Origin of the sequence: Streptomyces pallidus (ex Mingjun et al. 2026) (assembly GCF_051550185.1) — a bacterium.
Taxonomy (GTDB): Bacteria; Actinomycetota; Actinomycetes; order Streptomycetales; family Streptomycetaceae; genus Streptomyces.
Map to the genome: position 1 here is coordinate 2,469,980 of NZ_CP196181.1, position 22,546 is coordinate 2,492,525.

At 71.5% G+C, this 22,546-nt stretch carries 19 protein-coding genes; 9 read left to right on the plus strand and 10 right to left on the minus strand.

Translation table 11 applies throughout. The features are described from left to right. Positions 1–36 precede the first annotated feature (36 nt). From ACSHWO_RS10475 to ACSHWO_RS10490, 4 genes are all read right to left on the minus strand, one after another. Positions 37–762 carry an HAD family hydrolase gene (locus ACSHWO_RS10475; RefSeq protein WP_385849186.1) on the minus strand — a complete coding sequence of 242 codons (726 nt, stop codon included), beginning with the start codon at positions 760–762 and terminating at the stop codon, positions 37–39. A 130-nt stretch (positions 763–892) separates the two neighbouring features. Further along, a complete protein-coding gene (gene gltX / locus ACSHWO_RS10480; protein WP_438311365.1) occupies positions 893–2,377 on the minus strand; it encodes a glutamate--tRNA ligase in 1,485 nt (494 codons plus the stop codon). Then, entirely contained in the window at positions 2,370–3,188 is an 819-nt protein-coding gene (locus ACSHWO_RS10485; RefSeq protein ID WP_438311367.1) for a fumarylacetoacetate hydrolase family protein, read from the minus strand. The genes gltX and ACSHWO_RS10485 overlap by 8 nt, the downstream gene beginning before the upstream one ends. Before the next feature lie 143 nt (positions 3,189–3,331). Next, a complete protein-coding gene (locus tag ACSHWO_RS10490; RefSeq protein WP_361095149.1) occupies positions 3,332–3,517 on the minus strand; it encodes a hypothetical protein in 186 nt (61 codons plus the stop codon). Between the two features lie 566 nt (positions 3,518–4,083). Here ACSHWO_RS10490 and ACSHWO_RS10495 point away from each other — a divergent pair. The 8 genes from ACSHWO_RS10495 to ACSHWO_RS10530 all read left to right on the plus strand — a co-directional run bounded on the left by ACSHWO_RS10495 (position 4,084) and on the right by ACSHWO_RS10530 (position 14,477). Next, positions 4,084–7,836, plus strand: a complete 3,753-nt coding sequence (locus ACSHWO_RS10495) for a nitrate- and nitrite sensing domain-containing protein (protein ID WP_438311369.1) — start codon at positions 4,084–4,086, stop codon at positions 7,834–7,836. Between the two features lie 9 nt (positions 7,837–7,845). Further along, positions 7,846–8,259 carry a roadblock/LC7 domain-containing protein gene (locus tag ACSHWO_RS10500; protein WP_179172601.1) on the plus strand — a complete coding sequence of 138 codons (414 nt, stop codon included), beginning with the start codon at positions 7,846–7,848 and terminating at the stop codon, positions 8,257–8,259. A 151-nt stretch (positions 8,260–8,410) separates the two neighbouring features. Further along, entirely contained in the window at positions 8,411–8,806 is a 396-nt protein-coding gene (locus tag ACSHWO_RS10505) for a DUF742 domain-containing protein (RefSeq protein WP_125541140.1), read from the plus strand. Next, complete coding sequence (locus ACSHWO_RS10510) at positions 8,787–9,368, plus strand: GTP-binding protein (protein WP_114054330.1); 582 nt, start codon at positions 8,787–8,789, stop codon at positions 9,366–9,368. The genes ACSHWO_RS10505 and ACSHWO_RS10510 overlap by 20 nt, the downstream gene beginning before the upstream one ends. A gap of 292 nt (positions 9,369–9,660) precedes the next feature. Continuing rightward, positions 9,661–12,843: a sensor histidine kinase gene (locus ACSHWO_RS10515; protein WP_385850001.1), complete on the plus strand. Its 3,183-nt coding sequence runs from the start codon at positions 9,661–9,663 to the stop codon at positions 12,841–12,843. 10 nt (positions 12,844–12,853) lie between these two features. Further along, on the plus strand, positions 12,854–13,267 hold the full coding sequence (locus tag ACSHWO_RS10520) for a roadblock/LC7 domain-containing protein (protein ID WP_114058494.1): 414 nt from the start codon (positions 12,854–12,856) through the stop codon (positions 13,265–13,267). A 93-nt stretch (positions 13,268–13,360) separates the two neighbouring features. Beyond that, positions 13,361–13,915, plus strand: coding sequence for a DUF742 domain-containing protein (locus ACSHWO_RS10525; protein WP_385850000.1), 555 nt, complete (start codon positions 13,361–13,363; stop codon positions 13,913–13,915). Next, entirely contained in the window at positions 13,896–14,477 is a 582-nt protein-coding gene (locus ACSHWO_RS10530) for a GTP-binding protein (protein ID WP_037792108.1), read from the plus strand. The genes ACSHWO_RS10525 and ACSHWO_RS10530 overlap by 20 nt, the downstream gene beginning before the upstream one ends. A 270-nt stretch (positions 14,478–14,747) precedes the next feature. On the opposite strand, the gene ACSHWO_RS10535 is transcribed toward ACSHWO_RS10530, so the two are convergent. Together ACSHWO_RS10535 and ACSHWO_RS10540 are read right to left on the minus strand one after the other, a co-directional pair. Further along, the gene (locus tag ACSHWO_RS10535; RefSeq protein WP_438311374.1) at positions 14,748–14,951 is read right to left on the minus strand and encodes an acyl-CoA carboxylase subunit epsilon; all 204 of its coding nucleotides are present in this window, start codon (positions 14,949–14,951) and stop codon (positions 14,748–14,750) included. Between the two features lie 23 nt (positions 14,952–14,974). Continuing rightward, positions 14,975–16,558 carry an acyl-CoA carboxylase subunit beta gene (locus ACSHWO_RS10540; RefSeq protein ID WP_438311376.1) on the minus strand — a complete coding sequence of 528 codons (1,584 nt, stop codon included), beginning with the start codon at positions 16,556–16,558 and terminating at the stop codon, positions 14,975–14,977. A 256-nt stretch (positions 16,559–16,814) separates the two neighbouring features. Here ACSHWO_RS10540 and ACSHWO_RS10545 point away from each other — a divergent pair, with 256 nt between their 5' ends. Beyond that, positions 16,815–17,426, plus strand: coding sequence for a YceI family protein (locus tag ACSHWO_RS10545; RefSeq protein WP_438311379.1), 612 nt, complete (start codon positions 16,815–16,817; stop codon positions 17,424–17,426). A 61-nt stretch (positions 17,427–17,487) separates the two neighbouring features. Here ACSHWO_RS10545 and ACSHWO_RS10550 read toward each other — a convergent pair whose 3' ends face one another. The 4 genes from ACSHWO_RS10550 to ACSHWO_RS10565 form a co-directional block, all read right to left on the minus strand. Continuing rightward, positions 17,488–18,804 carry a hypothetical protein gene (locus ACSHWO_RS10550; protein ID WP_438311381.1) on the minus strand — a complete coding sequence of 439 codons (1,317 nt, stop codon included), beginning with the start codon at positions 18,802–18,804 and terminating at the stop codon, positions 17,488–17,490. Positions 18,805–18,911: 107 nt separating this feature from the next. Next, a complete protein-coding gene (gene cimA, locus ACSHWO_RS10555; RefSeq protein WP_361088611.1) occupies positions 18,912–20,540 on the minus strand; it encodes a citramalate synthase in 1,629 nt (542 codons plus the stop codon). Between the two features lie 281 nt (positions 20,541–20,821). Further along, positions 20,822–21,430 carry a TetR/AcrR family transcriptional regulator gene (locus tag ACSHWO_RS10560; RefSeq protein ID WP_361088613.1) on the minus strand — a complete coding sequence of 203 codons (609 nt, stop codon included), beginning with the start codon at positions 21,428–21,430 and terminating at the stop codon, positions 20,822–20,824. Positions 21,431–21,469: 39 nt separating this feature from the next. Then, complete coding sequence (locus ACSHWO_RS10565) at positions 21,470–22,519, minus strand: agmatine deiminase family protein (RefSeq protein WP_438311385.1); 1,050 nt, start codon at positions 22,517–22,519, stop codon at positions 21,470–21,472. Between the last annotated feature and the right edge of the window lie 27 nt (positions 22,520–22,546).

Below are 22,546 nucleotides of genomic sequence, written 5' to 3' on the forward strand. Positions count from 1 at the left end.
GGCCTTTCGGCCCGCCCCGGCGGCGCAGAAAGAACATTACCGGATGGCTGACCGTGCTCCAAAACGGGTATCCCCGGCCAGCACCTCCGCGAGCTGCGCAAGCCCCTCGATCCGGTGCACGCCGGCCGGTCCGGGCCCCCTGTCGACGCGGTCGAGCCACACCGCGGCCAGTCCGGCGTCGCGGGCGCCCCGGGCGTCGATCTCCGGCTGGTCGCCCACGTAGGCCACCTCGCCGGGCGGCAGCCCCAGCGCGTCGCAGCCGGCGCGGAAGGCGGCCTCCTCGGGCTTGCTGACCCCCAGCTCCGCGGCGCACACCAGCACCTCGAAGCGCTCGCGCAGGCCGAGGGCGCGCAGCTTGGGGTCCTGGTTGGCGCTGGAGGAGTTGGAGAGCACGCCGTGCCGGTAGCGGCCCGCCAGGGCGTCCAGGGCCGGCACGACGTCCGGGAACACGGTCCAGGCGGCCTTGTAGTGCTCCACGTACCGGTCGAACCAGGCGTCGGCCTGCGCGTCCCCCAGCGCGGGCTCGTCGAGGAAGTCCCGCACCCGGTCCCGGCGCTGCCCCTGGAAGGTCACCTCGCCGGCGGCGAAGCGGTCCCAGTGCCGGGTGGTGGCCTCCCGCCACCGGGCCAGCGCCTGTTCGGGGGACCCGTAGCGCCCGTCCAGGCCCTCCTCGGCGAGCCTGCGGGACAGCCCCGCGGTGTCCGCACCCGTGTAGTCGAACAGGGTGTCGTCGATGTCCCACAGCACGGCGCGGATCGGCATACCGCCGAGGCTACGCCGACTCCCCCGCCCGCGACGGCCGGACGGTGAAGTCCGTCACGGAGAACGCCGCAGGGGGCGGCCTCCGGACGAACCGGGGACCGCCCCCTGCGGGACGACGGGCGCGTACCGCCTACGCGGTGGCGGCCAGCTTCGCCAGGGCCGCGTCGATGCGGGCCAGCGAGCGCTCCTTGCCCAGGATCTGCAGGGACTCGAAGAGCGGCAGGCCGACGGTGCGACCGGTGACGGCGACGCGGACCGGGGCCTGGGCCTTGCCGAGCTTGAGGCCGTGGGCCTCGCCGGCGGTCAGGACGGCCTGCTTGAGGGACTCCGGGTCGCTCCAGTCGGCCGTGTCCAGGTGGGCGCGGGCGCTGGTCAGCAGGGCCGCCGGCTCGCCCTTCATGGCCTTGTCCCAGGACGCCTGGTCCTCGACCGGCTCCTTGCGGAAGAGGAAGTCCACGTTGGCCGTGATGTCGGACAGGACGGTCACGCGGGTCTGGGCGTACGGCGCGATGGCCGCCCAGGCCTCGGCGTCGAACTCCTCGGGCCCCCAGTTGGCGAACGGGGCCTGCAGCCACGGGGCGCAGGCGTCCGCGAAGGCCTTCGGGTCCAGCCGGCGGATGTGGTCGGCGTTGATCGCCTCGGCCTTCTTCAGATCGAAGCGCGCCGGGTTCGCGTTCACGTCCGGGATGTCGAACTTCGCCACCATCTCCTCGATCGAGAAGACGTCCTGGTCCTTGGAGAAGGACCAGCCGAGGAGCGAGAGGTAGTTCAGCAGGCCCTCGGGCAGGAAGCCGCGCTCGCGGTACAGGTTGAGCGAGGACTCCGGGTCGCGCTTGGAGAGCTTCTTGTTGCCCTCGCCCATCACGTACGGCAGGTGGCCGAACTGCGGGATGCCGGTGGCGATGCCCAGCTCCATCAGCGCCTTGTACAGCGCGATCTGGCGGGGGGTGGAGGACAGCAGGTCCTCGCCGCGCAGCACGTGGGTGATCTGCATCAGCGCGTCGTCGACCGGGTTCACGAGCGTGTACAGCGGCGCGCCGTTGGCCCGCAGGATGCCGAAGTCCGGCACGTTCTCCGGGGTGAAGGTCAGCTCGCCGCGGACCAGGTCGGTGAAGGTGATCGGCTCGTCGGGCATCCGGAAGCGGACGATGGGCGTGCGGTGCTCGCCCTGGTACGCCTCCAGCTGCACGGCGGTCAGCTCGCGGCAGTGGCCGTCGTAGCCGGAGGGCTTGCCGGCGGCGCGGGCGGCCGCGCGGCGGGCGTCGAGCTCCTCGGTGGTGCAGTAGCAGTCGTACGCGTAGCCGCCGTCGCGGAGGCGCTGCGCGACGTCCGCGTAGATGTCCATGCGCTGCGACTGGCGGTACGGGGCGTGCGGGCCGCCCACCTCGGGGCCCTCGTCCCAGGTGAAGCCGAGCCAGCGCAGCGAGTCGAGGAGCTGGTCGTACGACTCCTCGGAGTCGCGGGCCGCGTCGGTGTCCTCGATGCGGAAGACGAACGTGCCGCCGTGGTGGCGGGCGAACGCCCAGTTGAAGAGGGCGGTGCGGACCAGGCCCACGTGGGGGTTGCCGGTCGGCGAGGGACAGAACCGTACACGTACGGGAGATGCGCTAGCCACGCTTGATCACCTTGTTGGTGAGAGTGCCGATGCCTTCGATGGTGACGGCGACCTCGTCGCCGACGTTGAGGGGGCCGACTCCGGCCGGGGTCCCCGTGAGGATGACGTCGCCGGGCAGCAGCGTCATGGCCTCGGTGACGTGGACGACCAGCTCCTCGACGGAGCGGATCATGTCGCGGGTGCTGCCGAGCTGGCGCTGCTCGCCGTTGACGGTGCACTGGACGGCCAGGCCCTCGGCGATCGCCGCCGGGTCCAGGCCGGTCTCGATCCAGGGGCCGAGCGGGCAGGCGCTGTCGAAGCCCTTGGCCCGGGCCCACTGCTGCTCGCGCTGCTGCACGTCGCGCGCCGTGACGTCGTTGGCGCAGGTGTAGCCGAGGATGACGTCCTTGACGCGCTCGCGCGGGACCTCGCGGCACATGCGGCCGATCACCACGGCGAGCTCCGCCTCGTGGTGGAGGTCCTGGGAGAAGGACGGGTACGTGATCGGGTCGCCCGGGCCGACCACCGAGGTGGAGGGCTTGAAGAAGGTGATGGGCGCCTCGGGACGGCCTTGGTCGTCGAAGACGGTGTGCCCGAGCTCCGCGGCGTGCTCCGCGTAGTTGCGGCCGACGGCCACGACCTTGTTCGGGAGCACGGGCGGCAGCAGCCGGACCTTGCTCAGCGGGACCTTCGTGCCGGAGAGCTCGAAGTCCGCGAACGGGATGCCCTTGATGATGTCGAGGACGAGCTCACCCTCGGCGCCGGGGGCGGTGCCGCCCTCGACCGCGCCGAACGCGACGTTGCCGTCGATCGAGAACCTGGCGATGCGCACGCCTTGCGCCTGCCCCTCTTGTGTTTCCGCTGGCTGGAGTCTGCGGACTCCAGGCTAACGCGGCGGGCGGCAGGGCTCCGCGTTCCTGCCGGCGCCCTGCGCCGGCGTGCCGCTGCCGCCCGTTCCTCCCCTGCTGCTGCGCCCTACTCGGCGGCGGTCGCGACCGGGGCGTCCATCAGCACGGTGCGGCGCGGGTTGGCGGTCTGGGTGGGCAGCTCGACGGCGTGCTCCGGAGCCTGGGGCTGCTGCAGGTCCTCGGCGTCCTTCAGGTGCGCGAGGGTGGTGCGGCGCGGGTTGGCTATGTTGCGGAACATCATCGTCGTCTTCATCGGAGTCTCGGGCCCTCGGCTCGGTTGTCGGGTGGGGTTGTCGGTTCCGTCAACCCTGTAAAGGGCAAGGCTAAACATCCGATTCGCGGCCTGAACCGGGAAGTATTGGGCTCGACCATGTGAGTTTGCTCACCAGCGACCCGGCAATACGGACATAACAGACGGTCAATTCAGGGCGGCGAAACGGACATTGCGCCACTGAAGCAGCCATTCCGCTCCTGATCATCTCGACTGGGACACCTTGGCAGCCCTTGCGTTTGATTGGCGTAAGTCCGTTTCACCCCGAAAGGCGCCACACAATCCGTAGCCGGATGCTTACGTTCCGTCGAAGGTCGACGGGGGTGGCTCGCGCACCTTGTTGGAGATCCGCCACTGTGCTGGAATGCGCGAGACCGCCGCGCTAGACAGCCGGCGCGCAGGTGGCGCGAGACCGCGCCCAGCGGCGGTGGCAAGAAGGAGACGCGCCGGTCACCGACGACCACCATGGGGCTGCGACAGCGCCCCACGACTCGACACCGTCCCACCGGTCGCCCGGCGGGACGCCTGGTCCAGAGGTTGCGACGCTAGTGCAGGGACGATTCAAGAAGGACGGCAAGGGGTCTCCCCAGGCCCTTCAGGGCAGAGGGGACGCTGCTGCGGAGCAGGACCCGCGCGGCGGGACCGACCGCGGCTCATCGCCCCAGCACGCCCAGGGCCGCGGGCCGGCCACCGAAGGCACGGGCCCCGCCCCTTCGGGAGTGAAGAGCAAGGCCTCCCGCATCAAGCCCCGGGGCAAGTCCAAGGGCAAGGTGGCGGTCGAGGAGCCGGCCGACAAGGACACCGCGATACCGAAGGCCCCTGCCGGGCCCGGATCTCGTCTGCACATGCAGAACTGGCGAATCAGCACGCGACTGGTGTCGCTGCTGACCCTGCCGGTCGTCGCCGCCACCACGCTCGGTGGCTTCCGTATCAACGACTCGCTCAACGACATCTCGCAGCTCGAGCACATGCAGCTGCTGACGACGATGACGCGTCAGGCCACCAACCTGGCCGCCGCCCTCCAGGAGGAGCGCGACAAGTCGGCGGGTCCGCTGTCCATCGACAAGTCGGGCAAGCCCGACAGCCTCGTCCAGGGTGTCCGGGGACAGACCGACGCCGCCCTGAAGTCCTTCGCCGCCGCGACCGACAAGGTCGACGCCACGGAGGACAAGGACGAGACGCTCAAGTCGATCCGCAACAACATCCTGCAGATCGGCCGTCAGCTCACCGAGATCGAGGCGATCCGCAAGAAGGCGTACCAGAACGGCGCCCAGCAGACCGTCACCGAGTACAACTCGCTGATCGTCTCCCTGCTCTCGCTCTCCCAGGACATGGCCCAGGCCACGTCCAGTCCCGAGATGATCAAGCGTACCCGTGCCCTGGCGGCGTTCTCCTCCGCCAAGGAGTACGCCTCCATCCAGCGCGCGATCATCGCCGCCTCGCTGCCCGACAGCAACGAGAAGGCCGGCTCGCTCTCCGAGAACGACCGCCTCTACGCGCTCTCCGCACTCCGCGGCGAGAGCCAGGCGAAGAAGACCTTCGAACTCGTCTACCAGGGCAAGACCGAGGACCTCCTCGCCGCGCTCGGCGACGGCAACCCGGAGATCGGCAAGGCGGACCACTACACCCGCCGCGTCCTGTCCACCAAGGACCAGTTCTCCAAGGAGACCCAGTACAAGTCCTGGATGGACTGGTACGACGCGGACGACACCAAGCTCCAGGCCATGAAGGTCATCGAGCTGACGCTGCTCGAGGACATGGAGCAGAAGGCCCGTGAGCTGAAGAACGAGTCGCAGCGCGACGCGATCATCAACGGTGCCCTGATCCTCCTCGTCCTCGGCGTCTCCCTCGTCGGCGCCTTCGTCATGGCCCGGTCCATGATCCGCTCGCTGCGCCGCCTGCAGGACACCGCGACCCGGGTCGCCCAGGAACGTCTGCCCGAGCTCGTCAAGCAGCTGTCCGAGTCCGACCCGCAGGACGTCGACACGTCCGTGGAGTCCGTCGGCCTGCACACCCGCGACGAGATCGGCCAGGTGGCCGCGGCCTTCGACGACGTGCACCGCGAGGCCGTCCGCCTCGCCGCCGAGCAGGCCCTCCTCCGGGGCAACGTCAACGCGATGTTCACCAACCTCTCGCGCCGCAGCCAGGGCCTCATCCAGCGTCAGCTCTCGCTCATCTCCGAACTGGAGTCCCGCGAGGCCGACCCGGACCAGCTGTCCTCGCTCTTCAAGCTCGACCACCTCGCGACCCGTATGCGCCGCAACGGCGAAAACCTCCTCGTCCTCGCGGGCGAGGAGCCGGGCCGCCGGTGGACCCGCCCCGTCCCGCTCGTCGACGTGCTCCGCGCCGCGGCGTCCGAGGTGGAGCAGTACGAGCGCATCGAACTGGCGGCGGTCCCGGCGACCGAGGTCGCCGGCCGCGTCGTCAACGACCTCGTGCACCTGCTCGCCGAGCTGCTGGAGAACGCGACCTCGTTCTCCTCCCCGCAGACCAAGGTCAAGGTCACCGGTCACGCGCTGCCCGACGGCCGCGTGCTCGTCGAGATCCACGACACCGGCATCGGCCTCTCCCCCGAGGACCTCGCCGCGATCAACGAGCGGCTCGCCGCGCCGCCGACCGTGGACGTCTCCGTCTCCCGCCGCATGGGCCTCTTCGTGGTCGGCCGCCTGTCCCTGCGACACGGCATCCGCATCCAGCTGCGCCCGTCCGACTCCGGCGGCACGACGGCCCTCGTCATGCTCCCGGTGGACGTCGCCCAGGGCGGCAAGAAGCCCGGCGGCCCCGGCGGCCCCGGCGGCCAGGGTTCCGCGGGCCAGCAGGGCGGCCCCGGCGGCTCCGCCGGCCAGGGCTCCGGCCCGGGCGGTGCCCGCCAGCCCGTGGGCTCCGGCCCCCAGCGCAGCGGCGTGGCGGCGGCCATGGGCCAGCGTGCCGCGCTGGCCCAGCAGGGCGGCGCCGGCGCGGCCGGCGGTCCGCCGGGCCTCCCGGGGCGTCCGCAGCAGGGTGCTCCCGGCGGCCGTCCGCAGGGCGGCCCCGGCATGCCCGGCGGCCACGGTGGTCCCGGCGCGCCCGGTGCCCCGGCCGGTCCGGGTGCCCCGGCCGGCCAGGGTCAGGGCTCCTTCGGCGGCAACGGCCCGCAGCCGGGCCGCGGTCCCGCCGGTGCTCCGCAGGGCCGGCCCGCAGCCGCCCCCTCCGCTTCCGGCCAGACCGGCTTCCCGCAGGGCAACGGCTTCGAGCGGCCGCAGCCGCCGCAGCCCGCCGCCCCCGCCGGGCAGGCCCCCTTCGGCCAGGCCCCGTTCGGCCAGGCCCCCGAGGCCCCGGCCCAGCGCGGCCCGCGGCCGCAGCTGCCGCCGCGCGACGGCGGCCCGCGCCCCGAGCTCCCGGGTGCCGGCGGTGCCGGTGCTCCGTCCAGCGGTGCCCCGCAGGCCACCAGCTGGGGCGCCGCCCCGGGCCGCCCCGGCGGCCAGGAGGTCCCGCGCGGCCACGACGAGTTCTCGGGTCCCGGCTCCACGGCCGAGTTCCCGCGCCCGGACTTCGGTGGCCCGCGCCCGCAGGCCGGCGGCAACAGCACGACCGGACAGTTCGAGCGTCCCGACGCGCGCAGCCAGATGGACCCGTCCAGCACCGGCCAGTTCGCCCGCCCCGAGTTCCAGGCCCCGCGTCCCGGCGGCCCCGGCGTCGGCAGTTTCCCGCCGCCGCCGCAGGCACCGCAGGCGCCGCAGCTGCCGCAGGCCCCGCAGCCGGAGGCCCTGCCGCCGGCCGGTGGCCCGGGCGGCGAGCGCAGCCCGATCTTCGACACGCTGGAGTCGAACTGGTACCCGCAGGACGGCCCGCAGCCGTCCGGGCAGGCGCCGTCCGGGTACCAGCAGCCGCAGGCCGCCCCGCAGGCCCCGGCCCCCGCTCCGGCTCCGCGCCAGCGCTCGCAGCAGTCGCTGCCGCAGCGCGGCCAGGATCCCTCGGCGGACTCCGCCCAGACGGCGAACGGCAGCGCGCCGACCGTCAGCTGGCGGTCCTCGCCGAACGACGAACTGATGCGCCAGGCCGAGCGCGTGCGCCAGCCCGCCGCCGGTGGCATCACCACTTCGGGGCTGCCCCGCCGGGTACCGCGGGCGAACCTCGTGGCCGGCACTGCGCAGCAGCAGACCGACACTCAGGCCGGTCCCCAGGTCTCGCGCGCACCGGACGAGGTCCGGGGCCGTCTGACCAACCTCCGACGCGGTATCCAGCAGGGTCGCCAGGCCGGGAACAACGGTCCGGCGACCGGCAGCTACCACATCGACCCCACTTACCAGCAGGAGCGTTAGTTGAGTTCGATGAGCCAGGCGGCACAGAACCTGAACTGGTTGATCACCAACTTCGTGGACAACACCCCCGGGGTGTCCCACACGGTGGTGGTCTCCGCCGACGGCCTCCTTCTGGCGATGTCCGATGGATTCCCGCGTGACCGCGCCGATCAGCTGGCGGCCGTGGCCTCCGGACTGACCTCGCTGACCGCCGGAGCCTCCCGCATCTTCGAGGGCGGCGCCGTCAACCAGACCGTGGTCGAGATGGACCGGGGATTCCTCTTCCTCATGTCCATCTCCGACGGGTCCTCGCTCGCGGTGCTCGCGCACCCCGAGTGCGACATCGGTCTCGTCGGCTACGAGATGGCCCTCCTCGTGGATCGAGCGGGCACGGTCCTCACCCCGGACCTGCGCGCCGAACTGCAGGGCAGCCTGCTCATCTGACTGACCATCTCCCGGCCGGACGGTACTTCCGGCCGGGGGACCGGGGCCCCCGCCCCGGTGCCCAGTACCACCGCCAGGCCGTCATACCGTCCCCCCACCGGCCGCCCCGTCAGACGGCACGCTGACCACTGCTGTCCAGCCCGGAGGATCAATGACCCCGCCCCCCGCCTATTCCGATGCGTACGACGATTCGTCGTACTCGGAGGGCGACCAGCCGCTCGTGCGCCCGTACGCCATGACCGGCGGACGGACCCGGCCGCGCTACCAGCTCGCCATCGAGGCGCTGGTGAGCACCACGGCCGATCCGATGCACCTGTCCGGCCTGCTGCCCGAGCACCAGCGGATCTGCACGCTGTGCCGCGAGGTCAAGTCGGTCGCGGAGGTCTCCGCGCTGCTGTCCATGCCGCTCGGTGTGGCCCGGATCCTCGTAGCCGACCTGGCAGAGGCCGGCATGGTGGCCATCCACCAGCCGGGCAACGGAGAGGCCGGCGGCACGCCGGACGTGACACTGCTCGAAAGGGTGCTCAGTGGACTTCGCAAGCTCTAACGGCGGAGCGGCTCGCTCCACCACCTCGGCAAAGATCGTGGTGGCGGGCGGCTTCGGCGTGGGCAAGACCACGTTCGTCGGCGCGGTCTCCGAGATCAACCCGCTGCGCACCGAAGCCGTGATGACCAGCGCCTCCGCCGGCATCGACGACCTCACCCACACCGGGGACAAGACGACGACCACCGTCGCCATGGACTTCGGCCGCATCACCCTGGACCAGGACCTCATCCTGTACCTGTTCGGCACCCCCGGACAGGACCGCTTCTGGTTCATGTGGGACGACCTCGTCCGCGGCGCCATCGGCGCCGTCGTCCTCGTCGACACCCGCCGACTCGCCGACTGCTTCCCCGCCGTCGACTACTTCGAGAACAGCGGCCTGCCCTTCGTCATCGCCCTCAACGGCTTCGACGGACACCAGCCCTACACCCCCGAAGAAGTCCGGGAAGCACTCCAGATCGGCCCCGACGCCCCGATCATCACCACCGACGCCCGCCACCGGGCCGACGCCAAGAGCGCGCTCATCACCCTGGTCGAGCACGCCCTCATGGCACGGCTGAAGTAGTCCGGCCTGCCGTGCGGACCGGGAGGGCGGGCTGTGTCGTACGACACGGCCCGCCCTTCTCGTTCATAACGTTTCGACAGAGAATTGCCCGCCCCCCTGCACACGGCGCGTTCGGGCGGTACCGCTGCGCGCACATGCGGCCCGGTATTTGCCGCCGCTCGCTCTTTATGTCCGTTTTACGTGTGTCGCAGGTCTCCGGGACCGGCCGAATCCAACTGTTTGGAACACGGCCCTTGACCATGCTGGAATTCAACTAACTAGCTAGTAGCACCGCCGAGAGGTTGTTGGTCGAGTGAGGCGAAGCAACTCGAGCCCCGCGGATGAACCCGCGCGCGGCAACTTCACCCCGCCGCAGCGTGCGGCCGCGTCGCCCGTCGACGCGCCCGTGGAACCGGCGCCGAAGAGCGGCAGCACCAGCAGGTTCTCGCCCCGCAACTGGCGTGTGGCGACCCGTCTGAACGCCATCCTGCTCGTGCCGGTCCTCGTGGGCCTGGTCATGGGCGGCTTCCAGGTGAAGGGCTCGCTCGACACCTGGAACGAGGCCAAGGACGCCGAGAAGACCGTCCGCATCGTGCAGGCGGCGGCGGAGTACGGCCAGGCGCTGCTCAACGAGCGCGACCTCACGGCCGAGCCGCTGCTGAAGGGCGACACGGGCAACGCCGCCGTCACCAGGGCCTACGAGGCCACGGACACGGCGAAGGCGAAGTTCGCGGAGGCCGTCAAGGACCTCCCCCAGAACCAGGGTCTGGAGCGGCGCCTGCAGCTCTTCCGCCAGGAGGAGCCCAAGCTGGAGGCGGTCCGCAAGACGGCCTTCAAGGCGCCCGAGACGGCGAAGAAGGCCCTTCCCAACCAGGCGGGCCCCATCCCGACCGAGGACGGCTACCTCCTCGTCCAGCACTACCTCATGCAGTTCTCCAACGAACTGGGCCTGGGCACCGGCAACGTGACCAGCTACGGCCGCATGGTCTACGCGATCGAGCTGGCCAAGGCCGCCGAGTCGCTCCAGCGCGCCATCGGCACGCACCTGCTGGTCCGGCCGAACGAGAACGAAGAGGTCCGCAAGGCCCAGCTCGTCGCCTTCTCCTCGTACGCCTACCTCGAGGAGATCGCGGTCGGCGAGTACATCGCCGCGGGCACCGACGAAGACGTCAACCGCTTCAAAGACGTCATGCAGAAGAAGTCCCAGGACGGGGCCGCGAAGCTCGCCGCCGCGAAGGCGCAGGCCGAGCAGACCGGCGCCCCGTTCAAGTCCCCGACCCCGGTCAACGGCTCGGTGCTCACGGGCATGACCGAGGCGATAGCCGGCGGCGAGAAGCCCGCCGCCCTGGCGAAGGTCGGCGTCACGCCGGCCGCCTGGCAGGCCGGTGCCACCGCCAAGTTCGAGGGCTACGCCGAGATCGAGAAGGACCTCCTCGACAAGGCCGTCAAGGACACCGTCGTGATCTCCGACGACGCCCGCAACGTCGCCATCTGGACCGGCGCCGCCGTGGTCGTGGCCCTGCTCGCGGCGTTCATCCTGGCCGGCATGGTGGCCCGCCAGATGAGCCGCTCGATGCGCCGTCTGCGCTCCGCCGCCTTCGACGTCGCCGAGCAGCGCCTGCCGATGCTCGTCGACCAGCTCTCGCGCACCGACCCGGGCAAGGTCGACACCCGCGTCGCGCCGATCCCGATCGACTCCCAGGACGAGATCGGCGAGGTCGCCCGCGCCTTCGACCAGGTCCACCGGGAGGCCGTCCGGCTCGCCGCCGAGCAGGCGCTCCTGCGGGGCAACGTCAACGCGATCTTCACGAACCTCTCCATACGCAACCAGTCGCTGATCGAGGGCCAGCTGAGCCTGATCACCGAGCTGGAGAACAACGAGGCCGACCCGGACCAGCTGGAGAACCTCTTCCGCCTGGACCACCTGGCCACCCGTATGCGCCGCAACGGCGAGAACCTCCTCATCCTCGCGGGCGAGGAGCCGGGCCGCCGCTGGGACCAGCCGGTGCCCCTCGTCGACGTGCTGCGCGCCGCCTCCTCCGAGGTGGAGCAGTACGAGCGCATCGAGCTCTCGAACATCTCCGAGGCGGAGATCCACGGCCGGGCCGTGACCGACCTCGTGCACCTGCTCGCCGAGCTGCTGGAGAACGCCACCACGTTCTCCTCCCCGCAGACCAAGGTCCGGGTCAACGCCACGCGTCTGCCGGACGGCCGCGTCATGGTCGAGATCCACGACAAGGGCATCGGCCTGACCGCCGAGGACTTCGCGGACATCAACCACAAGCTGGCCAACCCGCCGACCGTGGACGCCGCGATCTCGCAGCGCATGGGTCTCTTCGTGGTCGGCCGCCTGGCGGACCGGCACCACATCCGCGTCCAGCTGCGCCCGTCGGGCGAGGCGGCCGGTACGACGTCGCTCATCATGCTCCCGGACGCCATCACCCACGGTGGTGGTGGCGAGGGCATCCCGGACGACGAGTTCACCGTCTCCTCGATGATCCCGCAGCAGCAGGTCCAGCAGGCCGCGCCGATGCGCACGGCGGCCGAACTCGGCTTCGACGACTCCCGTTACGACGGTCAGGGCGCCGAGGGCGGCCTGGACGCGGTGGGCCGCTCCCTCGGCCAGCAGGAGCGTCGTGCGGCCCTGGAGGCGCAGCTGCACCAGCCGTCGCCCGCGGCCGACGAGTACGCCGCGCAGCAGGAATATGCGGAACCGCAGCCCGAGCACGGCTACCAGCAGTACCCGGAGTACGAGCAGCAGCCCGCGCAGGGCTACGACGCTGCGTACGACGAGCAGCAGGCCCACGCGGGCCAGCAGGGCTACGAGGCCTACCCGCAGCAGGACTACACCTATGCGGAAGCGGGCTACCAGCAGCCCCAGCAGGACGCGCAGGGCTACGACAACGGCTACGCTGCCCAGTCGGGGCACGCGGAGTGGCCCGAGCAGAACACGTACTCCGACGGCTACCAGCAGGAGTACCGGACTGAATCGGAACCCCCGGCCGCTCCCGAACCCGCCGCGGACCGCGTAGGCTTCGATCGTCCGGGCGCCGCTGCCGACACCGGTCACGAAATGACCGGAGCGGGCCTGCCGCGCCGCGGCAGCCAGCAGCAGTGGCAGCCGGCGCAGCAGGAAGCGGAGTCCCCCGGGTCCCTCTTCGAACAGCGGTCGCCGCGACAGCAGCAGCCCGCCGATTCGGAGCGGGGCGAGGAGACCGGCACCGGCTGGCGCTCGAAGAACGACGAGCGCTGGCAGCAGGCCGGGAAACTCCGTGAGCCGAAGGCGGGCGGGGTCACCGCGTCCGGTCTGCCTCGGCGGGTGCCCAAGGCCAACCTGGTCGAAGGTTCTGCGGAGACCACTCCGCAGGACGGCCCCCAGGTCTCCCGGGCTCCGGAGGACGTGCGCGGCAGGTTGAGCAATCTGCGGCGCGGTGTCCAGCAGGGCCGGAGCGCGGGTACTGAGCAGTCAAGTAACAGCTATGACCAGGAGCGTTAGTGTGAGCCCGATGAGCCAGGCGGCACAGAACCTGAACTGGTTGATCACCAACTTCGTGGACAACACCCCCGGGGTGTCCCACACGGTGGTGGTCTCCGCCGACGGCCTCCTTCTGGCGATGTCCGATGGATTCCCGCGTGACCGCGCCGATCAGCTGGCGGCCGTGGCCTCCGGACTGACCTCGCTGACCGCCGGAGCCTCCCGCATCTTCGAGGGCGGCGCCGTCAACCAGACCGTGGTCGAGATGGACCGGGGATTCCTCTTCCTCATGTCCATCTCCGACGGGTCCTCGCTCGCGGTGCTCGCGCACCCCGAGTGCGACATCGGTCTCGTCGGCTACGAGATGGCCCTCCTCGTGGATCGAGCGGGCACGGTCCTCACCCCGGACCTGCGCGCCGAACTGCAGGGCAGCCTTCTCAACTAGCAAACAGGCAGTGCGTTTCGCGCCATCGCACCGTAGGGTGCGGTGGCGCGGTTCCACAGGGAGTACTGCGTTCTTGGAGTCGGAGGAGGAGACGTGACAACACCCGGAGGACATCCTTATGGCGGCGCTCAGCAGCCGCAGGGTGGGCACGACCAGAACCGCTTCAACTTCCCCTCCGCGCCAAGCCACCCCGTGCCGGAGCAGTCTCCCCACCAGCAACAGCCGTACGGCCGGCCCCAGCAGCAGGCGCCCCAGCGGCCCTCGCAGCAGTCCCTCCGTGGTGGACAGCCGCAGGCCCCGAAGGCCCACAACCCGCTGGTGCGCCCGTACGCGATGACCGGCGGCCGTACGCGGCCGCGCTACCAGCTCGCCATCGAGGCGCTGGTCAGTACCACGGCAGACCCTGCGCGGCTGCACGGGCAGTTGCCCGAGCACCAGCGCATCTGCCGCCTGTGCCTTGAGATCAAATCCGTTGCGGAGATCTCGGCACTCCTCTCCATTCCTCTTGGTGTCGCCCGCATTCTCGTCGCCGACCTGGCGGAGGCGGGCCTTGTCGCCATTCACCAGCCCGGCGGCGACGAATCCGCCGGTGGCCAGCCAGATGTGACACTGCTCGAAAGGGTGCTCAGTGGACTTCGCAAGCTCTAACGGCGGAGCGGCTCGCTCCACCACCTCCGCGAAGATCGTGGTGGCGGGCGGCTTCGGCGTGGGCAAGACCACGTTCGTCGGCGCGGTCTCCGAGATCAACCCGCTGCGCACCGAAGCCGTGATGACCAGCGCCTCCGCCGGCATCGACGACCTCACCCACACCGGGGACAAGACGACGACCACCGTCGCCATGGACTTCGGCCGCATCACCCTGGACCAGGACCTCATCCTGTACCTGTTCGGCACCCCCGGACAGGACCGCTTCTGGTTCATGTGGGACGACCTCGTCCGCGGCGCCATCGGCGCCGTCGTCCTCGTCGACACCCGCCGACTCGCCGACTGCTTCCCCGCCGTCGACTACTTCGAGAACAGCGGCCTGCCCTTCGTCATCGCCCTCAACGGCTTCGACGGACACCAGCCCTACACCCCCGAAGAAGTCCGGGAAGCACTCCAGATCGGCCCCGACGCCCCGATCATCACCACCGACGCCCGCCACCGGGCCGACGCCAAGAGCGCGCTCATCACCCTGGTCGAGCACGCCCTCATGGCACGGCTGCGGTAGCACCGCGCAGCGCGTACGCGAAGGCCCCGTGTCCCCCGTGGACCCGGGGCCTTTTCCGTTGTCGCCGTAGGCGGCCTCCTGGGGCCCCGGTGTCGCGTCGGCGCCTGCAAGGTCCATCCGGGGGCCGGGAGGCCCGTGGAGGGGCTCCCAGCGGCTCCGGTGGCTGTCCCCGGAGCAACGCGGGCCCCGTGCGTCCCGGCCGTCCGCCCCCGGGCATGCGTCAGGCCCCGCACCCTTCCCGGGTGCGGGGCCTGACGAAGCGGCTGCGGGTCAGCCCTGCCAGCTGTGCGGGGCGCGGAAGCCCCGGGCGCGCTCCAGGCGGCGCCAGCCGGCCTGGGTGCCGACGCGGTGCATCGGGCGGGCCTCCGGCGTGGCGGCGGCGCGGGCGAGCAGGATCGCGGTGATCGCGGCCAGCTCCTCCGGCTCGGCGTTGCCCTTCTCGACGCGCAGCAGGGTGTCGGCGGTCTTGCTCATGGGTGGCAGGTCTCCTTCGCTCGTTACTGCGGCGGGTTGCCGTGCTTGCGGGACGGCAGGTCGGCGTGCTTGCTGCGGAGCATCGCGAGGGCGCTGATCAGCGTCTCGCGGGTCTCGGCGGGGTCGATGACGTCGTCGACGAGGCCGCGTTCGGCCGCGTAGTACGGGTGCATCAGCTCGGCCTTGTACTCCTTGACCATGCGCGCCCGCATGGCCTCGGGGTCCTCGGCCTCCGCGATCTGCTTGCGGAAGATGACGTTGGCGGCGCCCTCGGCGCCCATGACCGCGATCTCGTTGGTCGGCCAGGCGTAGGTGAGGTCGGCGCCGATGGACTGGGAGTCCATGACGATGTACGCGCCGCCGTAGGCCTTGCGCAGGATCAGCGAGATCCGCGGGACGGTGGCGTTGCAGTACGCGTAGAGCAGCTTGGCGCCGTGGCGGATGATGCCGCCGTGCTCCTGGTCGACGCCCGGGAGGAAGCCGGGCACGTCCAGCAGGGTGATGATCGGGATGTTGAAGGCGTCGCACATCTGGACGAAGCGCGCGGCCTTCTCGGAGGCCTCGATGTCGAGGACGCCGGCCAGCGTCTGCGGCTGGTTGGCGACGATGCCGACGACCTGGCCGTCCAGGCGCGCCAGGGCGCAGATGATGTTGCGGGCCCAGCGCTCGTGGATCTCCAGGACGTCGCCGTCGTCGACGAGTTCCTCGATCACCTTGTGCATGTCGTACGGGCGGTTGCCGTCCGCGGGGACCAGGTCCAGCAGGACGTCCGAGCGGCGGTCGGCCGGGTCGGTGGTCTCGTGGACCGGCGGGTTCTCGCGGTTGTTGGAGGGGAGCATCGAGATGAGGTAGCGCACCTCGGAGATGCAGGTCTCCTCGTCGTCGTACGCGAAGTGCGCCACGCCGGAGGTCTCGGCGTGCACGTCCGCGCCGCCCAGCCCGTTCTGGCTGATCTCCTCGCCGGTGACGGCGCGCACGACGTCAGGGCCGGTGATGAACATCTGCGAGGTGTCACGGACCATGAACACGAAGTCGGTCAGCGCCGGCGAGTACGCCGCGCCGCCCGCGCACGGGCCGAGCATCACCGAGATCTGCGGGATCACGCCCGACGCCCTGGTGTTGCGCTGGAAGATGCCGCCGTAGCCGGCGAGCGCGGAGACGCCCTCCTGGATACGGGCGCCGGCGCCGTCGTTCAGGGAGACCAGCGGGGCACCGGCCGCGATGGCCATGTCCATGATCTTGTGGATCTTCGCGGCGTGGGCCTCGCCCAGCGCGCCGCCGAAGATCCGGAAGTCGTGCGCGTAGACGAAGACCGTCCGGCCCTCGACCGTGCCCCAGCCGGTGACGACACCGTCCGTGTAGGGCTTCCTGCCCTCCAGGCCGAAGCCCGTCGCCCGGTGGCGGCGCAGCTGCTCGACCTCCTTGAAGGAACCCTCGTCGAGGAGCAGCGCGATGCGCTCGCGCGCCGTCAGCTTCCCCTTCGCGTGCTGGGCTTCCGTCGCCCGGTCACTGGGTCCACGCCGCGCCTGCTCGCGCAGGGAGTGCAGCTCGGCCACGCGCCCGCGGGCGTCCGTCGGCTCGCTCGGAGTCTGGTCCACAACGGTCATGTACCGACCTTACGAAGCCGACCATGAAAAACCTCCGTTGGTTCTGCACAGTCTCGGCCGTGTTCCGCTGTCTGGCCCGCACAGAACCGCGCGGCGGGGCAGGAAGACCACCAGGCGTGACGGCCGCAGGTTGTGGTGGTCCCACAAAACCGCCTGACACCCTGACCGGAAGTTGAAATTTGAACTGAATCGGTCTATGGTCGTTCTCGTTGAAGGTTCAACGACTTTGACACCAGCACTTCCCGAGGAGAGAGTCATGGGACTGTTCACCCGCCGCACCCGACAGGACGCCCCCACCGCCGTCGCCACCCTTGACGTGGACCCGGCCCTGGCCGCCCTGACCGGCGACTACACCATCGACGCCGCCCACAGCAGCATCGGTTTCACCGTCCGCCACGCGATGGTCACCAACGTCCGCGGGACGTTCGGCGACTACTCCGGCACGCTGCACCTCGACGGCGGCGACCCGTCCCGCTCCGCCGCCTCCATCGACGTGGAGATCGCCTCCGTGGACACCGGCATCGCCGACCGCGACGCCCACCTGCGCGGTGACGACTTCTTCTCGGCCGAGACCTTCCCGAAGATGACCTTCCGGTCCACCGCGGCCGCCCGGGTCGGCGGGGACACCTACCGCATCACCGGCGACCTGACGATCAAGGACGTCACGCGGCCGCTCTCCATCGACCTGGAGTTCAACGGATCCGCAACCGACGTCTACGGCAACGAGCGCGTCGGCTTCGAGGGGGCCGCCGAGATCCTGCGCTCCGACTGGGGCCTGACCTGGAACGCCGCGCTGGAGGCCGGCGGTGTCATGGTCAGCGACAAGGTGAAGCTGACGTTCGACATCTCGGCCGTCCGCCAGGCCTGATCCGCGGAGCTGCGCCCGCCGGGGCATCGCACCGCCACCACCGCCGGATCCGGGGGCGGCCCTAGAAGCCGCCCCCGCCGTCGAAGCCGCCCCCGCCGTCGAAGCCCCCTCCGCCGAAGCCGGAGGGGTCGAAGTCGGCTCCGGAGAAGTCCCCGCCCTCGTACCCGCCGAAGTCGGACCCGTAGGCGTGACCGGGCGACATCATCGAGCCCAGCAGGGTTCCCACCAGCAGGCCGGGGAGCACGCCCCCGCCGAAGTACCCGCCGGCCCACGGGCCGTAGGCGGGGCCGGCGTCGTAGTACGGGCGCGGCCCGTACTCGGTGTCCACGGTCCGCACCATCGGGTCCCGGCCCTCGCGCAGCCGGACCGCGTCCGCCGCGCACACCGGCACGCTGCGGGAGGCACCGCCCGCCGGCGCCCAGTCGGCGTCCTCGGCACTGGGCCCGTGCCGCGGGTCGAAGAAGCAGGGCGGTCGCCGCTCGGGCAGCGGCCTGCCCCGGCGCCGCGCGTCCAGGTTGGCCAGGGCGAAGCGGCCGTCCTCCAGGGCCTGGGTGACCCCCCTGACCTCCTCCGGGTGCTGCACCGCGGCCATGACGTCCTTGGCCTTCTCGTACGAGTCGAGGGCCCGGGTGTAGTCCGCCCGCATGGCGTCGTCGGCGCCGGGCTCCGCGGGGTGGAAGTCCAGCCGGTCCAGCTCCTCGCCGAAGGCCGTGATGTCCTCGTCGACGACCGTGCGGAGCTTCTCCACCGCCGCGCGCTCCGCCTCCTCCTTCTTCCTGCGACTGCGGCGCACCAGGGCGTACGCACCGCCGCCGCCGATCAGGGCGACCGCGCCGAGGGTCACGAGCCCGCCGACCGGAACGCCGCCCGATCCGGCGCCGCCGCTCCAGGAGGCCGGGGCGGAGCCCCTGACCTGGGGCAGGGCCTGGTCGACGAAGTTGTTCAGCTGGGTCGTCGCGTCCACCGGCCCGCCGGCCTTCACCGCATCGGTCAGGTTGCGCACGGCGGTCGGCCGCATGACCACGGGGTCGGCGCCGGCGTTGAACCCGTCGCCGAGCCGGATCGCGTAGAGCCCGGTGATCCCCGTCTCGGTGCGCACGGTGCGCAGCACGCTGCCGGCCGGGAACTCCGAGGTGGCCGGCAGCACCGCGACGAACACCGGCTTGCCGGCATCCCTGATCTTCTTCGCCAGTGCGTCCGCCTCGGCCTTCGGCAGCTGCGCGGCGGCGCGCGGGTCGACGTAGACGGGGCCCCGCTCCAGGGCCTCCGCCACCGCTTCGGGCCCGGTCGCCGCCGACGCCTGCGGGGCGGCGCCGAGGACGGTGGCGGCCAGGGCCAGCAGGAGCCCCGACAGTGCGGATATCAGCCTGGTCCTCATACTCCGACGCTACCGGAACCCCCTCATTTCCGTGTGAGCCAGGCATAAAAGACAGGCCGCCCCGGCGGGCCCGCTGGGCCCGCCGGGGCGGCCGTGCCTGCTCCGCGTCACTCGGCCGGTTCGACTCCTGCGTGCAGGAGGCCGTAGGTGATGGCGTCCTCCAGGGCCTGCCAGGAGGCCGCGATCACGTTCGGGGCGACGCCGACCGTCGACCACTCGCGGGTGCCGTCCGTGGTGGAGATCAGGACGCGGGTCGTGGACTCCGTACCGTGCGTGCCCTCCAGGATGCGGACCTTGTAGTCGGTCAGCTCGAACTTGGCCAGCTGCGGGTAGAAGCGTTCGAGGGCCACCCGGAGGGCCCGGTCCAGCGCGTTGACCGGGCCGTTCCCCTCCGCCGTGGCGACGATCCGCTCGCCCTTGGCCCACAGCTTGACCGTGGCCTCGTTGGCGTGGGTGCCGTCGGGCCGGTCCTCGACGATCGCCCGCCAGGACTCGGTGCGGAAGTACTTGCGGGCGCGGCCCTCGGCCTCGGCGCGCAGCAGCAGCTCGAAGGAGGCGTCCGCGGCCTCGTACGTGTAGCCCGAGAGCTCCCGCTCCTTGACCCGCTCGACGACCCGGGCGATCAGGGCGCGGTCCCCGCCGAGGTCGACGCCGAGCTCCCGGCCCTTGAGCTCGATCGAGGCGCGGCCGGCCATGTCGGAGACCAGCATCCGCATGGTGTTGCCGACGAGCTCGGGATCGATGTGCTGGTACAGGTCCGGGTCGACCTTGATGGCCGAGGCGTGCAGGCCCGCCTTGTGCGCGAAGGCGGAGACGCCGACGTAGGGCTGGTGGGTGGACGGGGTCAGGTTCACGACCTCGGCGATGGCGTGCGAGATGCGGGTCATCTCGGCGAGCGCCCCCGCGGGCAGCACCCGGCGGCCGTACTTGATCTCCAGCGCGGCGACGACCGGGAAGAGGTTGGCGTTGCCGACGCGCTCGCCGTACCCGTTCGCGGTGCACTGCACGTGCGTGGCGCCCGCGTCGACCGCGGCGAGGGTGTTGGCCACGGCGCAGCCGGAGTCGTCCTGGGCGTGGATGCCGAGGCGGGCCCCGGTGTCGGCGAGCACGGTGGAGACGGTGGCGCTGATCTGCGCGGGCAGCATGCCGCCGTTGGTGTCGCAGAGGATGACCACGTCGGCACCGGCCTCGTGCGCAGTGCGGACGACGGACTTGGCGTACTCGGGATTGGCCCGGTAGCCGTCGAAGAAGTGCTCGCAGTCGACGAAGACCCGCCGCCCCTGGGCGACGAGGTGGGAGACGGTGTCGCGGACCATCTCCAGGTTCTCGTCGAGGGTGGTGCGCAGGGCGAGCTCGACGTGGCGGTCGTGGGACTTGGCGACCAGGGTGATCACCGGGGCGCCGGACTCCAGCAGGGCCCGCACCTGCGGGTCGGCGGCGGCCGAGCCGCCCGCCCGGCGGGTCGCGCCGAAGGCGACGAGCTTGGCGTTCCTGAAGTCGATCTCGGCGCGGGCGCGGGCGAAGAACTCGGTGTCACGGGGGTTGGCGCCCGGCCAGCCGCCCTCGATGAAGCCCACTCCGAACTCGTCCAGGTGCCGGGCGATCGTCAGCTTGTCCGCGACAGTGAGGTTGATGCCCTCACGCTGGGCGCCGTCGCGCAGGGTCGTGTCGAAGACGTGGAAGTCGTCGTCGGGTCCCCGGGCCGCGTCCGGCGCCGTCGCCTCTGTCGTCGTCATGCTGGTCTGACTCCTGTCGGATGAGTGGTTCCGGATGCCCGGGCTCCACTGCCCCCATCATCGCGCGCATCGCCGTCCCGGCAGGATGGGCGCCGGTAAACGAAAAGACCCCTCGCGGGTGCGAGAGGTCTGCGCGCGGGTCTGGGGCACGGTGGCCGCCGCCGCGAAGGTCTTCCACGGTTCAGCGGCCACTGCGGACCGGCGCGCTGCTGCCGATAATCACAAGCTGAGCAAGCACGTTTGCAGTGTGTCACACGGCGCCGCCGTACGACGGGGGCGTCTCACGATACGAGAGACTGGTCCAGGAACTCCGAGACATGGGCCAGGATGTCCTCCCGCCCGATCCCGGGCAGTCCCACCGCGACCTGGATGCTGAAGCCGTCCAGCAGGGCCCGCAGCCGGGCCCCGAAGCGGTCGGGGTCCACCGCCCGGAACTCGCCGCGCGAGATGCCCTCGGCGAGCAGCGCCACCAGGTCGCGGTGCCAGGCGCCCTCGATGGCGGCCTGCCGGTCGCGTTCGCCGGGGCCGGCGTTCTGCGAGCGGTTCCAGACCTCCAGCCAGAGCGTCCAGTGCGGGTCCCGGGCCTCCTTGGGGACGTACAGGTCCACGTACGCGCGCAGGCGCTCGCCCGCCGGTCCGCGGCGGGCGAGCAGGGCCCGCCGCTCGGCGCCGAGCGCGGCCTCGCTCCACTCCAGGGTCTGCAGCAGCAGTTCGTCCTTGCTGCCGAAGTAGTAGAGGAGGTGGCCGCTGCTCATGCCGACCTCGCGGCCCAGGCCCGCCATGGTGAGGCCCTCCAGGCCGCGCGCGGCGATGGTGGCCATGGCGGCGGCGAGTACGTCCTCGCGCGGCGGTGCGTTCTTCCGTGCCGCGCGTGCTCCACCCGCCGCCATGGGCTGCTCCTCGTCGTCGTGCTGTCGGTCCGCCTCCGGTCAGACCTTCGGCTGCTGCTGGGTGATGCAGTGGATACCGCCGCCCCCGGCGAAAATCGTACGTGCGTCGACGAGGGTGACGGTCCGCTCCGGGAACAGGCCGCGGAAGATGTCGGCCGCCTCCTCGTCGCGCGGGTCGTCGAAGGAGCACAGCACGACGCCGCCGTTGCACAGGTAGTGGTTGATGTAGGAGTAGTCGACCCACTCCCCGTCCTCCTCCAGCACCGTGGGCGCCGGGACCTCCACGACCTCCAGCCGCCGGCCGCGGGCGTCGGTGGCCGCGCGCAGGAGGGCGGCGATCGTCTTGCAGCGCTCGTGGTCCGGGTGGGCGGGGTCGGGCTGGGTGTGCACCATCACCACGCCCGGCCGGGCGAAGGCGGCCACGATGTCGACGTGCCCCTGGGTGCCGTAGGTGCCGTAGTCGCCGGCCAGGCCGTACGGCAGCCAGATCGCCTTGGTGGTGCCGAGGTGGGCGTGGACCTCGGCCTCGACCCGCTCGCGGGTCCAGCCGGGGTTGCGGCCCGGGCCGAGCTGGACGGTGTCGGTGAGCAGCACGGTGCCCTCGCCGTCCACGTGGATGGCGCCGCCCTCGTTGACCAGGGGGGTGCTGAAGGTGCGGGTTCCGACGAGGTCCGACACGTGGCGGGCGATCTTGGAGTCGTGCTCCCAGCGGGCCCACTCCTGGGCGCCCCAGCCGTTGAAGGTCCAGTCGACGGCCGCGAGCTCGCCGCCGTCGCCGACGACGAAGGTGGGGCCGATGTCGCGCATCCAGGCGTCGTCGAGTTCGCGCTCGACCACGGTGAGCTCGTGGCCCCCGCCGGCGCCGGCGATCGCGCGGGCGCCCTCGGCGTCACCCGGGCACACCACCAGGGTGACGGGCTCGTACGCGCGCACGGCGCGGGCGACGGCGCCCCAGGCCTCGCGGGCCCCGGCGAGCTCCCGCTCGTCGGTGAAGGTCGGGTTGGGACTCGGCCAGGCCATCCAGGTCCGCTCGTGGGCGGTCCACTCGGCGGGCATCCGGAAGCCGTCGGCGGCGGGCTTGATCGTCATGGTGTGGGTCCTTGGGGCTGGGCCGGG

Bases quoted from the DNA above. Each gene is read 5' to 3' on its own strand.
- ACSHWO_RS10475 (WP_385849186.1), bottom strand. From the start codon at position 762: ATGCCGATCCGCGCCGTGCTGTGGGACATCGACGACACCCTGTTCGAC.
- ACSHWO_RS10490 (WP_361095149.1), bottom strand. From the start codon at position 3,517: ATGAAGACGACGATGATGTTCCGCAACATAGCCAACCCGCGCCGCACC.
- ACSHWO_RS10500 (WP_179172601.1), top strand. From the start codon at position 7,846: ATGAGCCAGGCGGCACAGAACCTGAACTGGTTGATCACCAACTTCGTG.
- ACSHWO_RS10505 (WP_125541140.1), top strand. From the start codon at position 8,411: ATGACCCCGCCCCCCGCCTATTCCGATGCGTACGACGATTCGTCGTAC.
- ACSHWO_RS10520 (WP_114058494.1), top strand. From the start codon at position 12,854: ATGAGCCAGGCGGCACAGAACCTGAACTGGTTGATCACCAACTTCGTG.
- ACSHWO_RS10535 (WP_438311374.1), bottom strand. From the start codon at position 14,951: ATGAGCAAGACCGCCGACACCCTGCTGCGCGTCGAGAAGGGCAACGCC.
- ACSHWO_RS10540 (WP_438311376.1), bottom strand. From the start codon at position 16,558: ATGACCGTTGTGGACCAGACTCCGAGCGAGCCGACGGACGCCCGCGGG.
- ACSHWO_RS10545 (WP_438311379.1), top strand. From the start codon at position 16,815: ATGGGACTGTTCACCCGCCGCACCCGACAGGACGCCCCCACCGCCGTC.
- ACSHWO_RS10550 (WP_438311381.1), bottom strand. From the start codon at position 18,804: ATGAGGACCAGGCTGATATCCGCACTGTCGGGGCTCCTGCTGGCCCTG.
- cimA (WP_361088611.1), bottom strand. From the start codon at position 20,540: ATGACGACGACAGAGGCGACGGCGCCGGACGCGGCCCGGGGACCCGAC.
- ACSHWO_RS10560 (WP_361088613.1), bottom strand. From the start codon at position 21,430: ATGGCGGCGGGTGGAGCACGCGCGGCACGGAAGAACGCACCGCCGCGC.
- ACSHWO_RS10565 (WP_438311385.1), bottom strand. From the start codon at position 22,519: ATGACGATCAAGCCCGCCGCCGACGGCTTCCGGATGCCCGCCGAGTGG.